17 protein-coding genes are annotated in these 24,161 nt (G+C 38.6%); 7 read left to right on the top strand and 10 right to left on the bottom strand.

Translation table 11 applies throughout. The annotated features are described in order from the left end of the window. Positions 1–14: 14 nt before the first annotated feature. Entirely contained in the window at positions 15–1,937 is a 1,923-nt protein-coding gene (locus HGD76_RS16540; protein WP_148760133.1) for a transglycosylase domain-containing protein, read from the bottom strand. A gap of 173 nt (positions 1,938–2,110) precedes the next feature. Between HGD76_RS16540 and tyrS the strand changes: the two genes are divergently transcribed. From tyrS to HGD76_RS16525, 3 genes are all read left to right on the top strand, one after another. Then, positions 2,111–3,301, top strand: coding sequence for a tyrosine--tRNA ligase (tyrS, locus tag HGD76_RS16535; protein ID WP_233466899.1), 1,191 nt, complete (start codon positions 2,111–2,113; stop codon positions 3,299–3,301). Between the two features lie 695 nt (positions 3,302–3,996). After that, the gene (pyrF, locus tag HGD76_RS16530; RefSeq protein WP_148760137.1) at positions 3,997–4,707 is read left to right on the top strand and encodes an orotidine-5'-phosphate decarboxylase; all 711 of its coding nucleotides are present in this window, start codon (positions 3,997–3,999) and stop codon (positions 4,705–4,707) included. 167 nt (positions 4,708–4,874) lie between these two features. Continuing rightward, on the top strand, positions 4,875–5,525 hold the full coding sequence (locus HGD76_RS16525) for a hypothetical protein (RefSeq protein WP_168696430.1): 651 nt from the start codon (positions 4,875–4,877) through the stop codon (positions 5,523–5,525). A gap of 67 nt (positions 5,526–5,592) precedes the next feature. On the opposite strand, the gene hemJ is transcribed toward HGD76_RS16525, so the two are convergent. From hemJ to HGD76_RS16505, 4 genes are all read right to left on the bottom strand, one after another. After that, on the bottom strand, positions 5,593–6,171 hold the full coding sequence (hemJ, locus tag HGD76_RS16520; RefSeq protein WP_015083228.1) for a protoporphyrinogen oxidase HemJ: 579 nt from the start codon (positions 6,169–6,171) through the stop codon (positions 5,593–5,595). A gap of 210 nt (positions 6,172–6,381) precedes the next feature. Continuing rightward, entirely contained in the window at positions 6,382–7,233 is an 852-nt protein-coding gene (locus tag HGD76_RS16515; RefSeq protein WP_168634419.1) for an alpha/beta fold hydrolase, read from the bottom strand. Between the two features lie 236 nt (positions 7,234–7,469). Then, positions 7,470–9,158 carry a potassium channel family protein gene (locus HGD76_RS16510; RefSeq protein ID WP_168634420.1) on the bottom strand — a complete coding sequence of 563 codons (1,689 nt, stop codon included), beginning with the start codon at positions 9,156–9,158 and terminating at the stop codon, positions 7,470–7,472. A gap of 282 nt (positions 9,159–9,440) precedes the next feature. Then, positions 9,441–10,688: an L-lactate MFS transporter gene (locus HGD76_RS16505; RefSeq protein WP_168696429.1), complete on the bottom strand. Its 1,248-nt coding sequence runs from the start codon at positions 10,686–10,688 to the stop codon at positions 9,441–9,443. Between the two features lie 187 nt (positions 10,689–10,875). On the opposite strand from HGD76_RS16505, the gene HGD76_RS16500 reads away from it, so the two are divergent. After that, complete coding sequence (locus HGD76_RS16500) at positions 10,876–11,514, top strand: transaldolase family protein (protein WP_148760152.1); 639 nt, start codon at positions 10,876–10,878, stop codon at positions 11,512–11,514. A gap of 812 nt (positions 11,515–12,326) precedes the next feature. Here the strand turns inward: HGD76_RS16500 and HGD76_RS16495 are convergent. Together HGD76_RS16495 and HGD76_RS16490 are read right to left on the bottom strand one after the other, a co-directional pair. Then, entirely contained in the window at positions 12,327–14,594 is a 2,268-nt protein-coding gene (locus HGD76_RS16495) for an MASE1 domain-containing protein (RefSeq protein ID WP_168696428.1), read from the bottom strand. 438 nt (positions 14,595–15,032) lie between these two features. After that, complete coding sequence (locus HGD76_RS16490) at positions 15,033–16,727, bottom strand: ABC-F family ATP-binding cassette domain-containing protein (RefSeq protein ID WP_168696427.1); 1,695 nt, start codon at positions 16,725–16,727, stop codon at positions 15,033–15,035. A gap of 526 nt (positions 16,728–17,253) precedes the next feature. Here HGD76_RS16490 and HGD76_RS16485 point away from each other — a divergent pair. The 3 genes from HGD76_RS16485 (at position 17,254) to HGD76_RS16475 (ending at position 20,992) form a co-directional block, all read left to right on the top strand. Then, positions 17,254–19,446: a cation:proton antiporter gene (locus HGD76_RS16485; protein WP_168696426.1), complete on the top strand. Its 2,193-nt coding sequence runs from the start codon at positions 17,254–17,256 to the stop codon at positions 19,444–19,446. 40 nt (positions 19,447–19,486) lie between these two features. Beyond that, positions 19,487–20,161 (top strand): AMIN domain-containing protein, encoded by a 675-nt coding sequence (locus tag HGD76_RS16480; protein ID WP_233466898.1) that lies wholly within the window; start codon positions 19,487–19,489, stop codon positions 20,159–20,161. Positions 20,162–20,263: 102 nt separating this feature from the next. Next, on the top strand, positions 20,264–20,992 hold the full coding sequence (locus HGD76_RS16475) for a Bax inhibitor-1/YccA family protein (protein WP_168696424.1): 729 nt from the start codon (positions 20,264–20,266) through the stop codon (positions 20,990–20,992). 124 nt (positions 20,993–21,116) lie between these two features. Here the strand turns inward: HGD76_RS16475 and HGD76_RS16470 are convergent, their stop codons facing one another. The 3 genes from HGD76_RS16470 to ubiE all read right to left on the bottom strand — a co-directional run bounded on the left by HGD76_RS16470 (position 21,117) and on the right by ubiE (position 24,067). Beyond that, entirely contained in the window at positions 21,117–21,659 is a 543-nt protein-coding gene (locus HGD76_RS16470; protein ID WP_148760163.1) for a DUF3172 domain-containing protein, read from the bottom strand. A 425-nt stretch (positions 21,660–22,084) separates the two neighbouring features. Further along, positions 22,085–23,323: a DUF445 domain-containing protein gene (locus tag HGD76_RS16465; protein ID WP_148766737.1), complete on the bottom strand. Its 1,239-nt coding sequence runs from the start codon at positions 23,321–23,323 to the stop codon at positions 22,085–22,087. Between the two features lie 54 nt (positions 23,324–23,377). Continuing rightward, positions 23,378–24,067 (bottom strand): bifunctional demethylmenaquinone methyltransferase/2-methoxy-6-polyprenyl-1,4-benzoquinol methylase UbiE, encoded by a 690-nt coding sequence (gene ubiE / locus HGD76_RS16460; RefSeq protein ID WP_168696423.1) that lies wholly within the window; start codon positions 24,065–24,067, stop codon positions 23,378–23,380. Between the last annotated feature and the right edge of the window lie 94 nt (positions 24,068–24,161).

Genomic DNA, 24,161 nt, shown 5'->3' with positions numbered 1-24,161 from the left:
TGACAACTGACCAATTAATTTGATTTGGGACGGGGAAACTGAGAAGGAGGCTTAAACTTTTCTATAGGTACATCCTTGAGTGCTTTGGTCATAAAATCTCGCCAAACGGGAGCTACCATGCCGCCACCGGTTGCCCCACTAGCCAACTGTTTACTGTCATCCCTACCCACCCAAACAGCAGTAGTTAGTTGGGGTACAGTACCTACAAACCAAATATCCTTTTCTGAGGATGTAGTTCCTGTTTTACCCGCACTGGGGCGATTTATAGCAGCACCTTTTCCCGTACCTTCGGTCATTACTGAAGTCATGATATCAATAGTCGCTGCTGATGCCCAAGGGTCAAGAACTTGTTTAGGTTTGGGTGTATTATCGAGAATCACGTTACCAGCACTATCTGTAATTCTCACAATTACAGTAGATGGTGACTGCCAGCCATAATTAGCAAAGGTAGCATAGGCACTGGCCATTTCTAGGGGAGTGACACCAATAGCACCCAAAGGTAAAGAGGTAACAGGTTCCATGGGACTCATAATTCCTAATGTCCGGCAGGTTTCAATCACCTTATTCATCCCCACCGATTTACCAAGTTTAATCACTGGGATGTTTCGAGATTGAGCGAGGGCTTTGCGAATTGACATCGCTCCGGCAAAGCCACCATCATAGTTTCTTGGGAAGTACCTATTATTACCATCTTGGTAGCTGACTGGAGCATCTATCACTGTGCTATCTGGTGCATATTTGCCAGTAGCAAAGGCGGTATAGTAAACAAATGGTTTAAATGAAGAGCCTGGTTGTCGTTGAGCTTGTGTAGCTCGGTTAAATTCACTGGCTTTGTAATCTACACCACCCACAAGGGCTTTCACAAAATGGGTGCGGGGATCAATTGACACTAAGGCCATTTGATTCTTATTCAACCCTTGAGACTGAAGCTTTTCATGCCAATCTCTAACGGTTTCTTCGGCCATTGCTTGGAATTTAGCATCAACCGTAGTTTGGACGCGCATTCCCCCTTTGAGCAGAGAATCACGTCCAAATTTTTTCGCCAACTCTTGGGCTACAGTATTCGTAATATAAGGTGAGGCACTACCTTGAAAAGACCTGATTTTACCCAGTTTAATTGGTTGTTTCAGGGCATCATCATATTCTTTTTGGGTAATCCAATTCAATTCGATCATTCGCCCCAGAACTTCCTTTTGTTTCTGTTTGGCCAATTTCATGCTGGCAAAAGGGCTAAACTCTTCTGGTGCTTGGATTAAACCCGCCATCATAGCTGATTCACCCAAAGTTAAATATTCTGCTGATTTATTAAAATAACTGCGGGCTGCTGTTTGCACACCGTAGTTATTATGACCCCAATAAACTTGATTGAGGTACATTTCTAGAATTTCCTCTTTGCTGAGGATTTGCTCTAACCGAATTGCTAGGACAGCCTCGGCTAACTTCCGCGTAAATGCCCGTTTTTGAGACAAAAATAAGTTTTTTACTAACTGCATGGTGATGGTAGAACCACCTTCTTTTACTCCACCTGCTACCATGTTGACTATGACGGCACGGCCAACACCAGTGGGATTAATCCCGTGATGATCGTAAAAGTGACCATCTTCACTGGCCAAAACTGCGCGTTTGAGGTTGGGGGAAACTTTATTTAATGGTACTACTTCTCGGTTAGCCTCTCCGTGGATGCCAGTTAAAAGTTTGCCTTTTATATCGTATATGTAAGTTGTTTCCGAGGGGAAAAAGTTTTTTATTTGTCTAACATCTGGTAAATTACGGAAACTAATGGCTAAACCTACCAGTGTTCCCGCCACAATAGAGCTTGTTAAGAGTGTCATGGATAGCAGCGTACCCCCAGTTATCTGACCGACTCCTTTAAAAAACTCAAATCCAGATGAATCCTTCTCTTGTGGTTGTTTGTTTGCAAAAGTCCTAGACGACACGGCGATCTCACTTCCTCACTTGTAAATTTAAATGTAATTCATTAAATGGAAAAAGACAGTTAATTTTTTGCAATTATAGTAATCTGACAGGAAAAAGAACAGATAATTGGTTTGTGAACATAACAAACTTAACTTTTAGAGTGGAAAGTATAGTTAATAGCGAATTTCTTAGTATGACGCAAAGTTTCTCTTGGTTGCATCGTGGTGTGGCAGAAATTTTTCCCCATAATGGTGATAATGATCCGGAAAGTTTGGAAAAGCGGTTACTCAATTCTGACTGTCCGTTAAGGATTAAACTGGGTATTGACCCGACTGGGGCAGATATTCATTTGGGTCATAGTATACCTGTACGGAAGTTGCGGACTTTTCAAGATGCTGGTCATACAGCGGTACTGATTATTGGTGATTTTACTGCCCGAATTGGTGATCCTACTGGTAAATCTGAGGTGCGTCGTCAACTTACGGAAGCTGATGTGGCACAAAATGCCCAAACTTATCTTGACCAAGTCCGTCCTATTTTAGATTTTGATACTCCCGGTAGGTTAGAAGTCCGTTATAACTCAGAATGGCTTTCCCGTCTAGATTTGGGGAAAACTTTGGAGTTACTTTCCACAATGACGGTCGGACAAATGTTGGCTAAGGAAGGTTTTGCGGAACGTTATAAACAAGAGAGTCCTATTTTTCTCCATGAGTTCCTGTATCCACTGATGCAAGGTTATGATTCTGTGGCTGTGGAAGCTGATGTGGAATTGGGAGGGACTGATCAAAAATTTAACATCGCTGTGGGACGAGATCTACAACGTCATTTTGGTCTAAAACCTCAATTTGGACTGTTATTACCAATTTTAATTGGGACTGATGGTGTCCAAAAAATGTCTAAGTCTTTGGGTAATTATGTGGGGTTGGGTGAACATCCTTCCCAAAAGTATCAAAAACTTCAAGGTATACCAGATAATTTACTGTCGCAGTATTTTGAATTGCTGACGGATTTATCTTTGGATGGTCTGCCAGAAAACCCGCGCCACGCCCAAGAATTTTTAGCCTGGGAAATTGTCCGTCAGTATCACGGTGAACAAGCGGCTAATGAGGCGAAGGAGGCGGCAAAAAGTGGTGGGAAGGAGGGAGCATTACCAGAATTTTCTGTGGCTGCTGTTCCTCAATTTCCGGCGAAATTAGCGTTTATTTTAGGTGCTACCGGTTTATGTAAAAGTACAGCCGAAGGTAAACGGAAAATTCAGGAGGGTGGAGTGAGGATAAATGGTGATAAGATTGCTGATGCGGATTTAAGTTTTTCTACACCTGATGATTTATATGATAAGGTCTTACAGGTGGGTAAGAAGAATTTTGTGCGGTTGGTAAAGTAGCTGTCAGCTATCAGCACTCCAGAGTCAGTCAGGGAATCTATTCCCTGTCTAAAAATAAGAATGACTTTGATGTTTTTATTTATCTTATTTAAAATTTTTATCGTTAGCATGATTTTAATATCTTTGCTGATTCCGTTATCATAAACTGTCTATTTTGTCAACCCACCCTTGACGTTGCTTTACAAAACTACATCAAGGTATTTCTAAATTTGTCCAAAAAATTCTCTATCACTCCTGAGTATTTTCCCCGTTCTCACTTTCCCTATTTCTCAAATACCTATAAATAAAGGATTTCCAGATTCTACTTCCTGCGACTTGAGAAAATTTAGATACTACGCCTAGATTATGAAATTTTACCAAATCGCTGAAACTATTGCAAGATCGTTGATAAATAGAAATTATTCTCAATAAAATATTAAGAAAATATAAATATGAAGTTATATTAATTTTTCCAGAATAGAAATATTTAAACTATTTTTTAAATATCTATAATTTAAACTTATAAATTAAGGAAATAACAGGGTTAAGAGCAAAATTTTTGTTGTACTCTATTACACAGTATTTACATGTTATTAAACACTTGTAGGCTTTAATTAAGTAAATCTAATTGTTAAACTACTCAAAAGTAGTCATATTAAACATCGCTATTAAAGTATAATAAATTGGATAATATGTAATAAGTAATAACCAGAATTATGAATGATGAAAAAATAATTGTTCCTTTAGATGTACCAGATTTAGAGAGTGCGATCGCTCTTGTTGATAAACTTCCCCAAGTCACTTTCTGGAAAGTTGGTTTGGAGTTGTTTACTAGCACTGGTCCCAAGATTCTGGAAATCCTCAAATCTCAAGAAAAGCGAATTTTCCTAGATTTGAAATTTCACGATATCCCCAATACTGTCGCCGGTGCTTGTCGCGCTGCGGCTGGTTATGGGGTGGATTTATTGACAATTCACGCAACTTGTGGTAATGATGCTTTAAAAGCTGCGGCGGAAGCGGTGCAAATTGGGGCGGAAAAAGCCGGAACAAAACCACCTCAGTTAATCGCTATTACGTTGTTAACCAGTATTTCGGCGCGACAATTGGCGGTTGATTTAAAAATACCTTTAGAATTGCCAGAATTTGCTTTAGAAATGGCACTGTTGGCACAGAATTCTGGTTTAAATGGGGTCGTTTGTTCTCCCCAAGAGGTGCAACAATTAAGAGCAAGTTGTGAAAAAGACTTTTTGCTGGTTTGTCCAGGGGTGCGGCCAACATGGGCTGAGAAGGGAGATCAAAAGCGATCGCTCACTCCCTCTCAAGCTATCACAGCGGGTGCAGACTATCTCGTTATCGGTCGTCCCATTACTGCGGCGGCTGTTCCTGAGTTAGCTTGGAATCAGATTTTAGAGGAGTTGAAGATATAATCTGATTATCAAGATAGTTCTTCCTCGTCATTTCTATGATAACAAATTCAAAATCAATTGTCAACCCTCTTAATACTATTTTTTTGCCTTTGTTGGGGGTAAGTTATTAAATCAAATCGGTTTTACGTTTTACGTTAATTAGACACCAATTGTAGCAAAAATGAGCAATGCTAAACCCTGACTGTAGTTTAGGAATTCCAGAGGAAAAAAGCAAAAGGAAGAAGAAAGTAAATTTCTCTCCTGCTTTTTGGTGCTTATATTTGATAGCCTGTAATTGCTGGCTGTTTATTTCTCCTGGATTTCATTACTCCGCTGATGCTAAAAATATTCCTCCCAAACCTGTAAATCCCAAAATTAGTAATTCTTGTTCTGAGCAAAGTTTAGAAACTTTAACAACTCAGCTAATATTAGATCTACCTAGCTATACTAATCGTGTTATCCAGCGTGCGCGTATTCTGAACAGGAGTGTGGATACTTTTTCCTATATATTAGTTGCTGGTAAACCAGAATTTGAACCTTTACCATTAAATCCAAGTATTGATAATGGGGATAAGTATAACGCCGAAGGAGTAAAACAGGTTTTCTTTACTACCCTAGAACGGACATATATCCACAAAAAACCTGTGGAATTACAAGAATTTCACAGGCTATTTTTGACAAAAACGAACATTGGTTGGACTGTGGTAATGATGTTTACCCAAGACGGTAGTTATCCAGTCAAACCACCTATCGCACCACCGAGAAATAGTAGTAACGGGGCGATCGCTCAAGGTGTTAAACTATGGTTACGGGATTGTCAAGCTGGCAGTGTTCGATAATCATATCATTGTTTTTGTTTCGCGCAGAGGCGCAGAGAAGCAAAGGCGCAAAGGAAAAAATACATGATTACCCTTGGGGAATTTGATTTAATTCTGCTGTGAGTTTTTCTTGATTACGTCTGCGGATTTTGGCGTAAAGTTGAATAGTCACAGCCATGAAAATCACTAAACCAAAAATTAACCAAGCTGTAATATCCGTTGGTAAGTTATTCTTAAATGTCGCCAACATCACAATTACAACTAATAAAAGTGTTGGTGCTTCATTTAATGCGCGTAAACTTTGACCAGTCCACTTACATTCATTTGCTGCTAACTGCTTCATTAATCTTCCACAGTAGTAATGATAGCCAATTAATATACCTACAAACCCTAATTTGAAATGTAACCAGGGTTCTTGTAGCAGTTCCATGTTTGTAGATAAGATACCAATAGCCATAGCTACTGTTACGCACATACCTGGAGTGGTAATAATATCGTAAAGACGCTTTTCCATGATTTGATACTGGTTTTTCAGTATCGTTCTTGCTGGTTCTGGTTCAAGGTTCGCTTCAACGTGGTAGATAAACAACCGCACTAGGTAAAATAACCCCGCAAACCAAACCACAAAGCCAATAATATGAAATGCTTTAAACCACGAATAAGCCATGAATCCTAACCTACCTTCATCAATTTACAAATGATTGCATCTACTCTCATTATCAGGTTATGGTGATTTCACAGCAAGGATGTGGATAGGTTAAGAAGTGTAAATCTTACAGCAGGGAACAGGGAACAGGAGATAACTTTTCTTCTTTCTTCTTTCTTCTTTCTTCTTTCTTTCTCCTGACTCCTGACTCCTGACTCGGTGACTCCTCCTCTAATTCGACTGGGAACGCCGGACAAATGGTAATAAATCCTGTAAAATTACTTCATGATAATGTTCTTGGGGATAATGTCCCACATTATTAAGTTTAATTATTTCACCATTGGCGACAGATTTAACGAAAGTTTCCGCCATATCTACAGATAACCAAGGATCAATTATCCCCCATTGGACTAAAATAGGTTGTGGCCATTCTTTAAACCCATTTTCTATTTCTATCATCGCTTTTTCTAGTTGGAAATTGCGAATTGTGGTGAGGAGACTTCTCCCAGAAGCAGAACTTTTCAAAAATGGTTTTCTATAAATATCTAAATCTTCATCTTCAATGCGGTAACGACTACCCCCTTCCAATGTTCTATCAACCAACAAAGGATCTTGGGTAATGATATCTCCAGCTAATGGTAAACCCATTTGTTTGATTTTCCAAGGAATTTTGGCAGAAGTAGAAATTGGTGTATTTAAAATCGCTATATTAGCAATCTTTTCAGGATGACGTAAGGCATATTGTAACCCAACTGAACCTAAAAATCCTTGGACAACTAAGGAAAATCTTTCTAATTCTAAAGCTTTAACAAATCCATCCAAAGCTGTGATAAATGCGTCCGGAGTATAAGCAAAATCCTGTTTTTCGGGTTTACCAGAAAATCCGTAACCAATCCAGTCCGGTGCGATCGCTCTATTTCCCTGTGCTGCTAAACTGGGAATAACATTTCTCCAACTATAACTTTGAGAAACTAACCCGTGTAAGCATAACACAGGGATTAAATCAGTTCTCCCAATCGGTTCAGCTTCCCGATAAAACCATTCTAAAGAATCTACCGTAATTTTATGTTCTTGAATTGACACGCTATTTTCCTATTTGGGAATGCAATAACACTGTACAAGTGCTACATTATCATCCTACAAATAGGTAACAGGTGAGCAAATTCAACCTTTGCGCCTTTGCGCGTGTCGTAGGCATAATATAATTACCAAAAAAAGAAAAAAATTTCGCATTTTATAGGTAAAGGGGGTTGACTTGCGGCTGGGAATCTGATATAGTTGAAACTGACGAGGAAGAACTATCTTGCCATAAAAATCAATTAAACTCCAATACCTTTTCCTTCTTCTCGCCATAATTGATTCAACCTGTTAGCGGGCATGGTTAAATACAAAACATCTCCGGGGGCGAGAATCGTTTCTAATAAATCCCAGCCCTGTACAGTTTCGTGGTTGATTTCCACATACAAAGGCACAAAATCCGCCAACTTGGCCACATCTTTCACCCACTCATCACAAAAAGGGTGTATTGGTGTAATTGTGGTGGCAAAAGCTACCCATAAATTATCAGCAATAATGCCATTACCAATAATCCTACCACCTAGGGCAGCAGCAGCGAAGGCAGGGGCAGCTAGTTCAGCGGGACTGAGTACAGCTTCAAAGTCAAATACCTGTTGTGCTATACCAGCAAAATCGGGATCAGCATAGTTGACAATCACAGGAATATTCGGTGCTAAAGCCTTAGCTTTGAGAGCAATTTCCAAATTAGTAGCATCATTGCTAGTGACAGCTAAAACTGCGGTAGCTGTGTTGATATTACTTGACTGTAGAGTAGCGCGAAAACTGGCATCAGCAAGGATGACAGGAATACTCATACCTCTAGCAGTAGTCACATATCTATTATTAGCGTCTGTTTCAATTACTACTACTTCATGGCCACTCAGATGTAATTGTTGAACAATTCTAATGCCGATACCACTTAAACCGCAAACAATATAATGATTATGTTGGGGAATTCTCGCTGCGTCTAGAAATTGTTTTAAGCGACTACCCAGGATAAAATCTGTCAGCGTAGCGTACCAAAGCCCAATTACCACAGCCCCAATTAGCATAATGATAACGGTAAATAATTTGATGCTATCAGGTGCATTTTCTACGACTTTATCATTACCACCAGCCCCTGTAATCATGCCGACAGCAAAATATAAAGCATCAACAAAAGAGAGATTATGCTTACTGGCAACATAGGTAAATGTAGAGAGTAAAATAATTACTAATAAAGCTATTGCCATGCCGACAACTGATTGGGCGTGTTTCTGAAATTCCCTAATATTAGCAAAAGCTTTGATTAATTTTCTAATAAATGATTTACGTTGTGGACGAATGCGGGGTTGAGTGCCAATAATTAAGCGATCACCTACTTTTAATTGTTGATCTAATAACACTGCTGAAACTACATTCATTTTCCCTTGGATAGGGACATAATAAATCAGCATTCGCGTTGGATCTTCCCATAAACCGCTAATTTTTCTACCCTTCCAAGCATGATTTTCGTGAATATATTCTTCTTGAATTGGCCAAGTTTGCTCAAGTAATTTAATTTGGCCAATGGCTTTGTTTCCTAAAGCGGCAAAGGTAAATACTGGTGCTGCTAAACCCACAACACTCAAACTTAAATGATTTGACAAAGTTTGATCAAGACGTTCACCTAAATTCGTATTATAAAAACGGTTAATAATCCGAATTTGGGGATTAAGTACCCGTGCTTGCATCATAATTGATAAATTTAGGGCATCATCAGAAGTCGCAATTACTAAAGTATGTGCTTCGGTAATTCCCGCTGCTTGCAAAGTGGCAACTGCCTGTAACTCACCAACAATTACATTAGCAGCAGTTTCACCAGCAACGGGTTTGCGATGAATACCTACTACTAAAGCCCCATGTTCTCTCAGTAACCGAAATATTTTATATCCGGTACGCCCTAAGCCGCAAACAATAATTCGAGGTTTCATAAAACCGCAGCATAAAATTTATATAAATGGCTACATATCAGTTATCAAAAAAGAATTCAGGAGTTGGAATTGAATTCAATAATCTCTATTCTTGCTTAACTAACGGGATAATAACTGTAACTGAACACACTATAGGGATAAGATCCCCGACTTCTCTAAGAAGTCGGGGATCTGACTCTTGCAGAAAATTAAAAATAATTAGAAAATGCACATAATAATCCGACAACCCTCTAACTAATGTGGGAAAGCACAAGCAAAGAGGGGATGTCGAAATTGAAGAAATTATGTGACTAAATCGGCATTGGCAGAAGTGCGTTTCAGCATGAATACAGCCACAATAATTCCCACAATGGCTAATCCCGCAGTTGGATAAAAGAAATTAGTGTAACTGCCGAAAATGTCTCTAATTTTGCCAGCTAATAAAGTTCCACCCAAAGCCCCCATACCGTAAGCAGTGAAGACAATACCGTAGTTTTTGGCATAGTCTTGGGATGGAAACATGATTAAAGTGGAAGTGGGAGCGATCGCTAACCAACCCCCCAAAGCGAAGTAAAATAGCGAAAAAGCGACTATATAAGTGAGTACACTGCCCTTACCCGCACTCAGCATCATAATCGAACCAATCAAAATTAAAACAAAGGAAACAATTGCCCCCAACTTTGGCGTAAATTTGTCCGTAAACCACCCAAAAAACAACCGTCCCACACCATTAAAAATAGCAAACAGAGAAACTGTATTTGCGGCTGTGGCTGCATCTAATTTAATAATTTCCTGTGCTAGAGGACTAGAAATACCAATAGCTGCCAGTCCCGCAAAAGAACCAATGGTATAACACAACCACAAGCCATAAAAACTGGAAGTCTGAAGAATTGATTCTGAAGTTGTCGTGTGAGAATTTGTTTGCACAGATCCGGGTGGAGTCCATCCTTCTGGTTGCCAACCTGGAGGAGGAGTTGTGAGGACAGTAGAAATAGCCGTAATAATAACTGCAAAAGCAATACCTAAAATTACAAAAGTTTGCTGAACTCCAACAGCATCTATCAGAAACTTGGCCAAAGGTGCAGTAATTAAAGGTGACAAACCAAATCCAATCACAGTAGCGCCCACAGCCAAACCTTTTTTATCAGGAAACCACTTAGCCACCACAGCCAATGGTACACCGTAAGTGATACCCACACCCATACCAGCAATCACACCATAGGTAATAGTTAATGTAGGAATATTGCCACCCAAACTAGAGAGAATATAACCTACTGCCGTAATTAAACCACCAACACCTGTAATCAAACGAGTATCAAAACGATTGATATAAAAGCCAGTGATTGGCATTAAAATTGCGAATACAACCAGCAGCACCGTAAATGGTAATAGGCTATCAGTTGCACCCACACTAAGAAGTTTTTCCAAAGGTTTTCTAAAAATACTCCAAGAATAAACTGTACCCAAGCACAGTAAAACAGTGATACTTAGAGGTATCAGTAGCCATCGCCCTTTCTCCGCAGGCATACCAAATAATTGTAGTTTTTCCATTTGTTGTTATGTGAGGTGAATATATAATTTTTTTGCAGTATCTCACTTTTTGGCTAGATTGGCATAAATGTTTTTTATATTGAGGTGAGTACGTAGGATAGCGTGAAAAATTAGGTAAGATATTTCTGTTAATTCTTCTGGATAAACTGCTGTAAAGTAATCCTGGAAAGAATTAATCAGGGTTATTATGGCACTTTATTTAGATTCAGCTATTGCCGCAGAAGCCGAAATTGTTAAACATTGGGGTTGGGTAAAAGGTATCACCACCAACCCCACATTGTTAGCACAAGCCAACACCCCACCAGAAACCACCCTCAAAACCTTAGTTTCCTTAACTTCAGGTCCGGTATATTATCAACTCCTCGTTTCAGACAAAGAGAAAATGATAGCCCAAGGGAGAAAAGCTTTTGAAATTATTGGTTCTCAAACCATCTTAAAAATTCCTGCCACACCCCTAGGATTTGAGGTAGTAGCCACCCTTTCCTCAGAAATCACCTGTTCCGTCACCGGCATTTACAGCCCCGCACAAGCCGCAGTAGCCAAGGAAGCGGGGGCAAAAATCGCCATAGCCTATGTCAATCGGGCTGAACGCTTGTTAGGAGACGGTATTGCTTTGGTACGAGATATGGCCAGCATTCTCAAAGGCAGTGATGTGGAAATTTTAGCAGCTAGTATCAAGTCACCAGCAGAAGCAGCCGCGTCTCTCCAAGCCGGTGCTAATCATCTCACCTTACCTTTGGCAATGTTGCAAGCCATAGCAAGCCATGAATTTTCCAATCAAACCGTGATTGATTTTGCGGCTGGAGGAATCGGCTTAACAATTTAAATTAATAGCCTCTAGTATATACTCCAACACCATTAGTGAATAAATGAAGGGTTTCACCCCTCATCCTTAAAACCTTGATTTTCCATAATCAAAATATTTTAACATTGGTTTTATGGTCATAGACAAAATGGCTTAAAAACCAGTGAAATCAAGCTATATCCGGGATGATGGGTGTGACCCCCTATTAATTATTCCCGGAAAATATAGATTACAAACTGTTGGCAATGAACAAATAAAAAATTTAAAAATAAATGCCAAATTGGCAACCATCATGAAACGAACCAGGCTAAATTATATGAGTCGAGCAAAAACAAGGGATTCGTTAAGAGACTGAATCAATTAGCAAAAAGCTCTTGTTAAGATTGCTTAAAAAATAAATAGAATTAGTATTTGCTGCCTAGGAATACCTGCTAAGTATAGACGTTATCGTTAACCTGCAAATTACCCCCCTAATTAACGGTTCTCGTCTGTATGAATAAAGTTCCTAATCGCTTCAGCAGCAAATGATAGAGTGGGAGAGAAAGGCGCTTGGTAATGCCTCCTCCCACTCTCTTTTTTTGGGTACTTTTTAGAAGTCATGCAGCTTTTAAGTAGGTGAACGGAAAAAAACCGTAGACGCGGAGCGGCTTCTCGAAGAGTAATATGTCACGAAAAGTAAAATCGCCCAAACCCTCTTCACTCAAGCCTCAAGCCTCTTGCCTCAAGCCTCTTGCCCCTTGCCCCTTGCCTCTTGCCCCTTGCCCCTTGCCTCTTGCCTCTTGCCTCTTGCCTCAAGCCTAGTGCCATAACGACGATTTTCAATGCTAACCTACTTAATCTGTTGATTCTGACTGATAAATTCTGTGTTGAAAAAGTCTTTTTTGCACCAGTTGAATTGATTCTACAATTGCTTCTAATTTGACAGGCTTAGGAATAAAATCATCCATACCAACAGATAAACATTCATCTCTGTTTGACTGCATTGCATTGGCAGTCATAGCAATAATATAAGGACGATTAGTTTTACCCCATTCTTGATAAATTGCCTTTGTTGTTTCTATCCCATCTAATTCTGGCATTTGTATATCCATGAAAATAACATCATATATCTGTTGTTTTAATGCGGTTAATACCTCAACCCCATTATTGACAATATCTACTTGATATCCTAGTTTCTGAAATAATTTCTCAGCAATTTTCTGATTAACAATATTATCTTCAGCAATCAATATTTGTAAAGGAAATTTCTGGGAGAAATGGGTATCAAATTTAATGACTGGTTTTTGGATATCTTGATCTTTGGGGGTGAGAAAATCTAACTCTACACTAAATAGACTACCTTGGGATAATTTACTAATGACTTTAATTTCACTACCCATTATTTGAGCTATTTTTTGACTAATTGCTAAACCTAATCCTGTGCCTTGAGATTTAAGTTTACTTTCTCCTACTTGCTCAAATGGTAAGAATATTTTGGCTAATTTTTCAGAGCTAATTCCCACACCCGTATCTGTAACTTGGAAGTTTATTTTAGTTAAATAAAATAACTCATTTTTTGGTTCTTGACTAATAAAATTAACAATCAAATTTACTTTACCTATATCCGTAAATTTAATAGCGTTTCCTAATAGATTTAGCAAAATCTGTTTTAAGCGTTTTTCATCGGTATGAATAATAATAGGTATTTTTTGGTCAAACTGATAGATAAAATCAAGATTTTTTTCCACTGTAGAATAACGACAAATTTCGACTATCCCTTTCAAAAAATCAGGAAAGTTAAAATTTTGTAGTTCTAGTGCCATTTTTCCAGCTTCTATTTTAGAAATATCTAAAATATCATTAATTAATGATAATAAATGGACACCTGATTGATAAATGATTTGAATATCTTCTTTCTCTGATGTTGTTAATTTTGGTGAATCTCGAAAAATTTGAGAAATTCCTAAAATACCATTTAATGGTATCCGCAGTTCGTGACTCATGTTGGTGAGAAATTGACTTTTGTAATTGTTAGCATCTACAGAATTTTGTTTTGCTAATTCTAATTCTAAATTTTGCTGAATAAGCTGTTCTTTTTGTTGCTCTAATATTTCTGCTATTTGCTGAAGTTCTAGCGATTTATCAAATAATTCCATTTGCGAATTTTTTAGGATTAATATTGCTGTTTTTCTTTCACTAATCACAGCATTTAACACAAGTGTTGTTAAGACAATTACCCCAATAAAGCATTGTAGTAATAAAAGAGAGTCATTTAAGTTAGAACGATTAAATGCTCCTAGTCCTCTAACTGTTCCTAAAATAGCCATTACAGCTACAAGTACAATTAAGTTTGTAGCAGCTAGTTTCCCAAACCGAAAAACTGCCCAAACTAAACAAGGAATAATCATGTATTCTATAAAATAGTTATTAAAAAAAGCATTTTCACATATAATAAGGACAATTTTTAATAAGAGTAAGATTTCGATAATTCCCCAAAAAGTTCTTGATTTTATGTTAATTGCAAATTCTTGTTTGTGCGTTAAGAAATATTCTTTAAATAACTCTCCCCAAGTTAGTAATGCTGGAGTAAAAATAAAAATTCCAGCTACGTTAGATATCCACCAAGTTACCCATGCATTAGTAAAGTCAATAATAGATATTTTTCCTAATAATATTAATCCTATTGCTCCCGCAGTCGCATTCACAATTGGTCCAATCATCCCTGTGAATACTAAAAATTTCCTCACGTCGCTTAGTCGTTCTAGAGGAGAGGGTGTAGCAACTAATTTGCGAAATAGGAAACAACCCAGTAATATCCCAGAAGTTGTACCAATAGCAATTCCTAAAACCTGTAAAATTGAAGAAATTTGCGTAATGATATTGGTTGGATTAATAAATGCCCAAATATTTGCTAAGAATGACCCAATTAATACTCCTGGCCAAATCCAATACCCAAAAAGTAATATAGCAGCAGTAGCAAAACCATCAGGTGGCCAAACTGGTGTAACATTTTGGGGCGTAGAAGCGAGAATTCGAGAAAATTGTGCAGTTTCGTAGTATACTAAAGCTAAAACTGCTATCCATGTAGAACGGACTAATATAAATCCTAACTTGAATTTCATTAATTCATAATTGTATTTGACAGTAATATAATACAATTATTCAACTCTTTACTAAGTAGGTGAACTGAAAAATTTAAAGGTATGTGAAGAAAAGTAAAATCGCCCAAAACTCTCTTCCTGTTCCCTGTTCCCTGTTCCCTGTTCCCTTGCCCCAACGACAATTTTTAACGCCAACCTACTTAGTGTGATATCCATCACTGTAATCACTATTTTTACTTTTGATCAACAAAAACAAGCTGATACCCAGTCAGAAAAAACTGAAGAATATGGACATCAGAGGAGCAACTGAATAATACAGGATATTTTTCTGATTTTTAGCAGCATTTCTCTAGTTAACCCAGGAAATCCCCCTTTCTATATTTTATAGATGATCAGAAAAGAGGGATACAAGGACTTAGGGTTTTGGAGATAATTGCTTATACCCAATACCCAATTATTCTACTTCTGCTTTGCTCCAGCTTTAGCAGCTTTAGCGGCTTTTTTAGCAGCTTTTTCAGCTTCTGCTGCTGCTAATTCTGCTTGTTCTTTCTCTTCGGCTTTCTTATCGAGATAGTAGTGATAATCTCCTAAATAAACGCGAAATTCACCATCACGAATTTCGACGATTTTGTTAGCTACTTGGGAGATAAAATAACGGTCGTGGGAAACTACCAGGGCTGTACCATCATAGTTTTGCAAAGCCTCTTCCATCATTTCTTTCGCAGGAATATCTAAGTGGTTGGTAGGCTCATCCAAAATGATTAAATTCGCTGGACGTAAAAGCATTTTTGCCAATGCTAACCGAGCTTTTTCACCTCCACTCAATGCCCCAACTTTCTTAAATACGGTATCACCAGTAAATAAGAATCTTCCTAACAGTGTACGAACTTCTTCGTTTGTCCAGTTGGGAACTTCATCATGAATTGTTTCCATGACGGTTTTATTTAAATCCAACGCTTCCGCTTGGTTTTGCTCAAAGTAACCCGGAATAACGTTGTGATCACCTAATTTCACAATCCCTTCTGTGGGAGGTTCAACACCCATCATAATTTTTAATAGTGTGGATTTACCCGCACCATTGGGACCGAGAAACGCAATTCTGTCTCCTCTTTCCACTAGCAGATTTGCCGACAAAAACAGAATTTTATCCCCATAAACATGAGTTAAATCCTTAATTTCTACCACTTCTCTACCGCTACGACTAGCATCAGGAAAACGGAAATGCAGAGTTCTTACTCCGCCTGTGGGAGCTTCGATGCGTTCAATTTTATCTAGTTGCTTTTCTCTACTTTTCGCTTGGGTACTGCGGGTAGCACTGGCGCGGAATTTATCTACAAATGCTTGTTGTTTTTCTAATTCTTTTTGCTGACGTTCGTAAGCGTTAAGTTGTGCGTATTGATTTTCCGCTTTTTGTTGTAGGTAGGATGAGTAATTACCCAGGTAAGAACTGGAAACACCCCGTTCAGTTTCCACGATTTGGTTACACAGACGATCTAAAAATTCCCGGTCATGGGAAACTATCACCATGGGGGTAATTAAACCGCGCAGGTAATTTTCTAACCACTCAATGGTTTCTAAATCTAAGTGGTTTGTCGGTTCGTCCAGTAGTAACAAGTCGGGTTTTTGCAGGAGAATTTTCCCTAAACTCATCCGCATTTGCCAACCACCGGAGAAGGCACTAACTAGGCGATCGCCATCTTCTAGTTGAAATCCCATCTCTGGTAAAATCTTACCAATCCGCGAGTCTAAGTTATATCCGTCTAAAGCCTCAAATTGACGCTGTAACCTATCTAACTGATGAATTAGTTCATCTAACTCTTCTGGATTAGCAGTTTCCATCTCATGGGGAATATGAGCTAAAGCCTTCTGCACTTCATTAGCTTCTTTAAATACAGTCCAAAATTCTTCTCTGACTGTACGAGTGGGGTCAACCTCAAATTCTTGGTTAAGATAAGCTATATGTAGGCTGGAAGGGCGAATAATTTCCCCAGCGGTGGGTTCAATCTCCCCAGAGATGATTTTCAATTGGGTGGATTTTCCCGCACCGTTAACACCAACTAAACCAATCCGATCTCCTGGTTTGACTTCCCAGTTGATATCTTTAAGAACTTCGCCTGTAGGATAAATTTTACTGATATGTTCTAATCGCAGCATGAAGCGTCTCGTAGGTAGGGGACAGGGGGCAAAGCTAACGCCGTATATAATCTTAACAAAATTTAACGCCTTATGTACAATTTTTTGGCTAATTCTTTCCTAGAGTCAGGAGGTAGGGGCGCAGGCTTTGCGCCCTTTGTCAGCAGAAAGAAGAGAGAAGAAGAAAAACGGGGTTTACCAGCAAGTGTTGTACATGACAACTGAGACCTTTTTCCAACTTTTAGTTATAGTATTGTTTGACAATTTCTGGGTTATTATTGCCTTTTTTGAGGAAATAATTTATTGATTAAAGGTTCTGATCACTTGATTCTCTTGTTCTATGTTTTATGCTTGCTAATTCTCAATTTTATTCGCGGTTTAACAATAAATTAATACTGATTTTTTGAGAAAATCAAGATAGTAAAGTAACAATAATTAACATCTTAAATTAATAAAAATAGCCGAAAATATATCTAATTAGGTTGACAATTTACACTCTTGTAAATAATTATCATAGTGAACCCAGATAATCGTTAATGAGGAAAATATGCACACAGTTGTTCTCGTTCTAGTTCAGGTGTTAATTGTAATTGGACTCTCCCGACTTGTGGGACTGGGATTCAAAGCAATTAAACAACCATTGGTAATTGGTGAGATCTTCGCTGGTATCATGCTTGGTCCATCATTATTTGGTTTAATTGCTCCCGGTTTAGCACATAGCCTATTTCCCCCAGAAACAATGCCTTATTTGAATGTTTTATCGCAAATAGGGCTAATATTTTTTATGTTTCTGATTGGGTTGGAATTAAATCCTAAATATCTGAGTGGTAACTTAAAAACTGCCATTCTCATTTCTAATCTCAGCATTATTGTTCCCTTTGCTTCGGCTTTTGGATTATCTTTCCTCCTTTATCCTTTAGTTTCTGGCAACAATGTAAATTTTGCCCCTTTTGCCTTGTTTTTAGGGGCAGCCATGTCAATTACCGCCTTTCCTGTATTGGCGAGAATTATTACCGAAAATAACTTACAGGGAACTCGGTTAGGGACATTAGCCTTAACTTGTGCAGCAGTGGATGATGTGACAGCTTGGTGTATTTTAGCAGTAGCGATCGCTGTCGCTCGTCACGGTAGTATTGATCAACAAGCTATTTTCACCATTGTTGAAAGCATTGTTTATATTGGCTTCATGTTCACAGTTGGACGGTGGTTTCTCAAACGGTTAAGCAAACATCATCGTCGGGCTGGACGTTTGAGTCAATTGGTTCTCGCTGTAATTTATATGGGAGTTGTGTCCTCTGCTTTAATTACTGAATTTATCGGCATTCACCTAATTTTTGGGGCATTCTTATTAGGCGCAGTCATGCCCAAAGATGAGGGATTAGTCAGAGAATTAGCCATCAAAACTGAAGATTTTGTTCTCATCTTTCTGTTACCAATCTTCTTTGCCTACAGTGGTTTAAAAACACAAATTGGTTTACTTAACAGTCCTCATTTATGGCTATTGTCTGCTTTGATTTTATTAGTAGCAATCGGTGGTAAATTTACTGGTGCTTATATAGCTGCTCGAATTAGTGGCATTGACAAACGCGAAGCATCAGCCCTGGGTTGGTTAATGAATACTCGCGGTTTAACCGAGTTAATTGTCTTGAACATTGGTTTAGAGTTAGGCGTAATTACCCCCTTACTTTTCACCATGTTAGTAATTATGGCTTTGGTGACAACATTCATGACTTCACCATTACTGGAATGGACTTATCCTAAGCGCCTAATCAGATTAGATATAGTTGAACCAGAAGCAGAAATTCCCTCAGAAGCTGTACCAGCCCCCAGCGAACCTTACCTCATCCCATATCGGATTTTAGTCCCAGTTGCCAATCCCAATGCCCAAAAAGGTTTGTTACAGTTAGCAACAGCGATCGCAGTCAACAACCGACAACCTGCTATTGTTTATCCCCTCAGTTTTATTGAACTCGAAGAAGACTATGGCTTTGAAAGTACCCCCACCGAAGCCGACAGACTGATTGCCGAGCGTCGCCAAAAATTAGAAGAATTAATCAATACCCTAGAACCACCACTAACACGTTCCTGTATCCATCCCATAGTTCGCATATCTAGCAATGTTGCTAGAGAAACAGCACAAATAGCCAAAATTGAACAACCCGATTTAGTTCTCGTCGGTTGGCATCGTCCAGCTTTTAGTAACAATCGGTTAGGAGGAAGAGTCGGACAAATCCTGGGGACTACACCAGTAGATGTCGCCGTATTTGTAGATAAAGGTGGCGAACGGTTAGAAAGTTTATTAGTTCCCTACTCTGCCAACATTCATGACGATTTAGCATTAATTATCGCCCTCAGAATGCTGATTAATCGTGATACTTGTATGTTACAAGTTTTACAAGTCTTTAAAGGCAATCATGTCCAAGACGAATTAAGTTATGAACTCAACACCATGATTGAGCAGTTACCCAAAAGTGTCCGCGATCGCATTGAAATTAAAACTGTTACATCCCCAGAACCAATCCAAGCGGTAATTACTGCCTCAGAAAATGTTGATCTGACTATTGCTGGTACTAGCCGTCTGTGGGGAATAGAACGTCAAACTCTGGGAAGATACACAGATCAACTCGCCATCCAATGTCGTTCTTCATTACTCATTACCCGTCGTTACAGTCAAGTTACCTCACACCTTACCGCCCTTTTACCAGCAGTTAATACCCAAGAAATAATTCGTAATTCTTAATTTTTGCCAACCAGGTACTATATTGAAGCACCACCAAATTATGAAAACAATAACTAATAAAATTCTTCCATCTATCGGGGTAAGTTTATGTGGTTTAATCACCCTTACCCCCAATATCAGTATTGCCCAACCAATCGCACAACTTAATAATTGGGAATTTAACCCCAAATCCCAGCAGTTAGAAATTAATATCTCCGCAACTGCAACACCCCAATATTTCTACCTAGCCGAACCACCACGTCTGGTTCTCGATTTACCTAATACCAAATTGGGTAAAGTCCTCACCCAAAAAGAATATGCCGGGGCAATTCAGAAAATTCGTATTTCTCAACTTAACGCCAATATTACCCGCATAGTTCTTGATCTAGCACCAGGAATCAAATTCCAACCCAACCAAGTACAACTTCAACCTCTTTCTCGACAAAAACCCACGCGCTGGGTATTCAATCCTCATCTTACCTTTTCTCCCGCTAACAGTCTGTTAACAAAACCCACTACCACCCTACCACCATCCACAAACCTCACAAGCAACTCCCAACAACCCTTAATCACCGTCCCACCCCTAAATTCTCAAAACCCGTCACCAATCAACAATTCACCCCTACCTGCTGCCATGTTTCCCACACCTGAAGAAAACAAAAACAGTTCCCCCAATCACCCTAAAGAAATTCCCATTATCGAATTTGGTCAACCTTTACCCAGCCAAAAATTTTAGGTTAACAGATTTACCGACTGGTTTCTCCACCCAAAAATTTGTAACAATAGAAATTAGCAAGTTATTTTCTTCAGTTTCCATCTTTTTTGGCAGTTTTTAGATATGAGTAATTCCAGCAACTTTCGTGAAGCTTTCCGTGAGGCTAAAACTCATGGAATCGTTGGTCCCAATGTTATCGCTAACGCCCTCCCCTATGTCGGTGCTGGATTGGTGCTAACAGCATTCGGAACTTATGGTGGTTTAGGTGTTATCCGCACTAATCCCGGACTCTTTTTTCCTACCTTCATTGGGGCGGTAATTCTCGAATTAATTTTGTTCTTCGTTGCCCAAAATGTCGCATCAAAAGGTAACAAAGCCCTAGCCTTACCCCTATTGGGTATTTACAGTCTATTATCTGGATATACCCTAAGTGGCTTGGTATTTGTAGCTTTGAGAACCCAAGGGGTAGGTATTCAAGGTATTGCTATTGCTGCTTTAAGTTGTGGCATTACCTTCATTGTTGCCCGAAAAATCGGTTCTAACCTTTCGGAAGCAGACGGTATGGCTTTGACAAAAACCATTAGTTTAGGCATTGTTGCCTTATTGGTGGTTTGTCTGCTCCAATTTGTCTTTGCCTTGTTTGGCGTTTATACACCCAGTTGGTTAGAAATTGGTATCTCTGGTATAGGTGTATTTCTCTTCGCAGGAGCATCAGTAGTTGATTTCTACATCTTGCCTCGTACCTACCGCAATGATGAATATTTACCAGCAGCTTTGTCAATGTATCTCACCTACATTAACTTATTCGTTTTTATCTTACGCTTGCTCATTGCTATCAATGGTCGTGATTAAGTATATTTAGGCAGAGAAAACTCAACTTTGTCGGGAAAGGGGAAAAGGAAAAGAAAAATTTTTAACTTTCTTCTTCTTTCTCCTGACTTCTGACTCCTGACTCGGTGACTCCTGACTCCTATATTTAAAATCTTTCCGTATCTTGAGGACTTCCCACAGCCCCCGGTTGAGATAAAAAGAAATTTTGAGCCGATTCATTTTGATAAATACATCTAATATCTGGCTTTTCACTATTTAAGTCCCCTGTAAAGCCAAAGGTATTAAGACGATTTTTACATTCTCGTACCTGATCTGATGTTACAAGTTTTTTATTTTCCAAAATTGCCCAGTTATTTTGACGAATTACACATCCAGGGCGGATATTTGGCTGGGCAACAAAGACATTAAAGGGATTAAGAGTGACAAAGAGTCTAGCATCCATCACCATGGCGCTAGATCCAAACTGCACACAAATCTCAGGATTTGGCGCTCTAGTGTCAATGAACTCACGGGAAGCCACATTTGATGAACTCAATGTAGTTGTCGAACTAAACGCAATCCCAATCCCAATTCCCAAAATCATCACTCCTCCTAAAAGGGCAATGGTGGCGAAGTTAAACACCGGGGATTGGAACATAGAGGGTTTAGACGGATTAGTTGGTCTATTATTAGCAGATTTACGTCTCATTTTCGCTTTATTACCTTCATCCCAAGAGTGGTTTTTTAATTTCTCCCTTATTCAGTATGCCATTTAAGAGAGAATACCACTTCAACCCATTTTATTGATTCTTATCGAAACGAATTTACCATGAAATTTTCTTTATATTCACATATTAACTTGATATTGCCCTTGTAATACTACCCCTATTCTCTATTCATATAAGTTACATTTTGTTAAAAAAAATTAGATGCGTTTCCCCTGACGTATTGACCAGCAAGAAATTCGGGATTTGCTGATATTTTTTTAACTCTTACAAAAGTTAAATTTTTTAACTATAGGGCTACTATTTGATTTTTGAACAAGCTGTAAACCGTAAACCCCATCGAATCAACGATTGAGTCTCAGTATAATGAACAACAATCAAACCGGATTCCTATATTACCAATTACCAATCACATAGATTGACTCAAAAATAAAAATCCTACTTGCAACAAACCGACAACAAAACCTAAAACACCACCTAAAGTGACAATTGCTTGTAATTCATTTCTGACAATTCCCTCAATAGCATCTTCCAGTTCAGCAGGTGAGGTGGCTTTTACTCGTTCCACAATTACTTGATCTATAGATAAAATAGGAATTGCTTGAGCAACAATAATTTCTAAATCTTTTTCTAGATACTTTTCTAAAATTAATGCTAAATCCCGTGCCACAACTTCTAAAGAATTGTTAACAACGGCTGAACTACTTAACCGATTTAACAACACAATAGAAATTCTTTCCCAATCAGCCGATTCTGTTAATTCTTTGAGCAAGTCCCTACCACTATTTTGGAGATATTCACGCACACTATCTCTAATCGTTTTTCGCAGTTGACGGACTGTACCAACAGGAAGATTTTGCAAAGATAAATTTTGTAATAATTCCTTAATGCGATCGCGCATTTTTAAATCTTTAATTAATTCTTGCAATCTTTTATTAGTTGCTTCCTTTTCATCTAAACAAAATGTCCGTAACCGAGTCAAAGTATTCTTCAACCCAAACAGATTTGCCACTACCCAATAAGTACCACTGGTTTTCTCGCGAAAACTCTCATCAATGGTTTGAATTGTCCGATCTGTTAAAAAATCAATAATAACTTGTCGTAATCTATCGGGAGGTAAAACTATCTCTAATAACCAATCAGCTAACCGGACAGATTGTTCTTCACTAAGTTGAAACTCTAATAATACCTTATCAAATATTTGGTTAATTTGCGTTTCTAAAAATGTTTCTTGTCGCGCTAAAACCTTCAAAAGACGTGGTAAAGATTCACCCAATAAATCACGTAAAACTCCCGCCAAAATCTTAGTGCTACGAGGGTTTTTATCACCTTTAACTTGATCAACTACCAGACGTAATAACCAGAAAATTCCGCCTTGTAGTCGTTCAGGTTGCAGGAGTCTCCGCGCCAGATTTTGCATTTCCTCTGGAGTCAGTAGCGATTTCATAATCGCATTAGCAATATTTTGTCCTAACCGTTCCTGATTACTAGGAATTAAACCTGGCGTAAACGGGACTTTTTTCCCAAAAACATAAACTGCTTTATAGGGACGGAATAACATTTTTATGGCTATGTCGTTGGTATAATAGCCAATTAATCCACCCAGGATTGGGGGTGAGATATACAATAAAATTCGAGACAAATCCACAGGCTTTTGGATTAGGTAATGGGTAGTGGGTAATAGATAATGGGTAATTACCAATCATCTAATTACTACTAATACTCCCATCATACCGTTAGCAATGGGATAGTGTGTGACATCCACAAAACCAACTTGATGCGCTAATTCTATTTGCTCTTTCCCAGTAGGAAAGCGGTCTAAACTGGGGCTAATATAAGCATATTCGTCTTTTAAGCCGAGATTAGTGGCCATGGGAACTACAAGATTATCTAAATACCATTGTTGAACTGCGCGGAACTGTTGATTGTGGGGACGATGAAAGTCTAAAATCGCGGCTTTAGCTCCTGGTTTGAGAACACGGTATATTTCTTGGAGACTACTAGGAATATCTTTAACATTTCTTAATCCATAACCCATAGTGGCTGCATCAAAATAATTATCATCAAAAGGTAAATTTAATACATCTGCTTCTACCCAATTAATAGGAGGTAGGGGATAGTAATTTTTGCAGCGCTCTTGAGCAGTATTCAGTAAGTTGGCAGAAAAATCAACTCCGTAAACTTGGCCTGTTACCCCTACATGACGTGCTAACCGAAAACTTAAATCACCACTACCGCAGCACAAATCTAAGCCAGTATCACCAGGTTTAGCTGCGCTCCATTTGACTGTCATTTCTTTCCAAAGGCGGTGTTGTCCCCAGCTTAATTGATCGTTAAGTTGGTCATAAACAGGAGCAATACGATTAAATATAGCGCGGACTTCGTTACTCATTTGTTGAGGGAGTAGGGAACATTAAGTTTTTTGTCACTTTCAGGGGTTAGGCGTTGACAGCGAACTTGGTTTATATATCTCACTTATTTTTTCT

It is taken from the genome of Dolichospermum flos-aquae CCAP 1403/13F (assembly GCF_012516395.1).
GTDB classification, from domain to species: Bacteria; Cyanobacteriota; Cyanobacteriia; order Cyanobacteriales; family Nostocaceae; genus Dolichospermum; species Dolichospermum lemmermannii.
Note: the sequence above shows the minus strand (reverse complement) of the source record. Positions and strands in the feature narration are given on the sequence as shown.

Coding starts and splice junctions, on each gene's coding strand:
- HGD76_RS16505 (WP_168696429.1), bottom strand. CDS start 10,688: ATGGAAAAACTACAATTATTTGGTATGCCTGCGGAGAAAGGGCGATGG.
- HGD76_RS16525 (WP_168696430.1), top strand. CDS start 4,875: ATGCTAAACCCTGACTGTAGTTTAGGAATTCCAGAGGAAAAAAGCAAA.
- pyrF (WP_148760137.1), top strand. CDS start 3,997: ATGAATGATGAAAAAATAATTGTTCCTTTAGATGTACCAGATTTAGAG.
- hemJ (WP_015083228.1), bottom strand. CDS start 6,171: ATGGCTTATTCGTGGTTTAAAGCATTTCATATTATTGGCTTTGTGGTT.
- HGD76_RS16510 (WP_168634420.1), bottom strand. CDS start 9,158: ATGAAACCTCGAATTATTGTTTGCGGCTTAGGGCGTACCGGATATAAA.
- ubiE (WP_168696423.1), bottom strand. CDS start 24,067: ATGAGTAACGAAGTCCGCGCTATATTTAATCGTATTGCTCCTGTTTAT.
- HGD76_RS16500 (WP_148760152.1), top strand. CDS start 10,876: ATGGCACTTTATTTAGATTCAGCTATTGCCGCAGAAGCCGAAATTGTT.
- HGD76_RS16495 (WP_168696428.1), bottom strand. CDS start 14,594: ATGAAATTCAAGTTAGGATTTATATTAGTCCGTTCTACATGGATAGCA.
- HGD76_RS16470 (WP_148760163.1), bottom strand. CDS start 21,659: ATGAGACGTAAATCTGCTAATAATAGACCAACTAATCCGTCTAAACCC.
- HGD76_RS16475 (WP_168696424.1), top strand. CDS start 20,264: ATGAGTAATTCCAGCAACTTTCGTGAAGCTTTCCGTGAGGCTAAAACT.
- HGD76_RS16480 (WP_233466898.1), top strand. CDS start 19,487: ATGAAAACAATAACTAATAAAATTCTTCCATCTATCGGGGTAAGTTTA.
- HGD76_RS16485 (WP_168696426.1), top strand. CDS start 17,254: ATGCACACAGTTGTTCTCGTTCTAGTTCAGGTGTTAATTGTAATTGGA.
- HGD76_RS16490 (WP_168696427.1), bottom strand. CDS start 16,727: ATGCTGCGATTAGAACATATCAGTAAAATTTATCCTACAGGCGAAGTT.
- tyrS (WP_233466899.1), top strand. CDS start 2,111: ATGACGCAAAGTTTCTCTTGGTTGCATCGTGGTGTGGCAGAAATTTTT.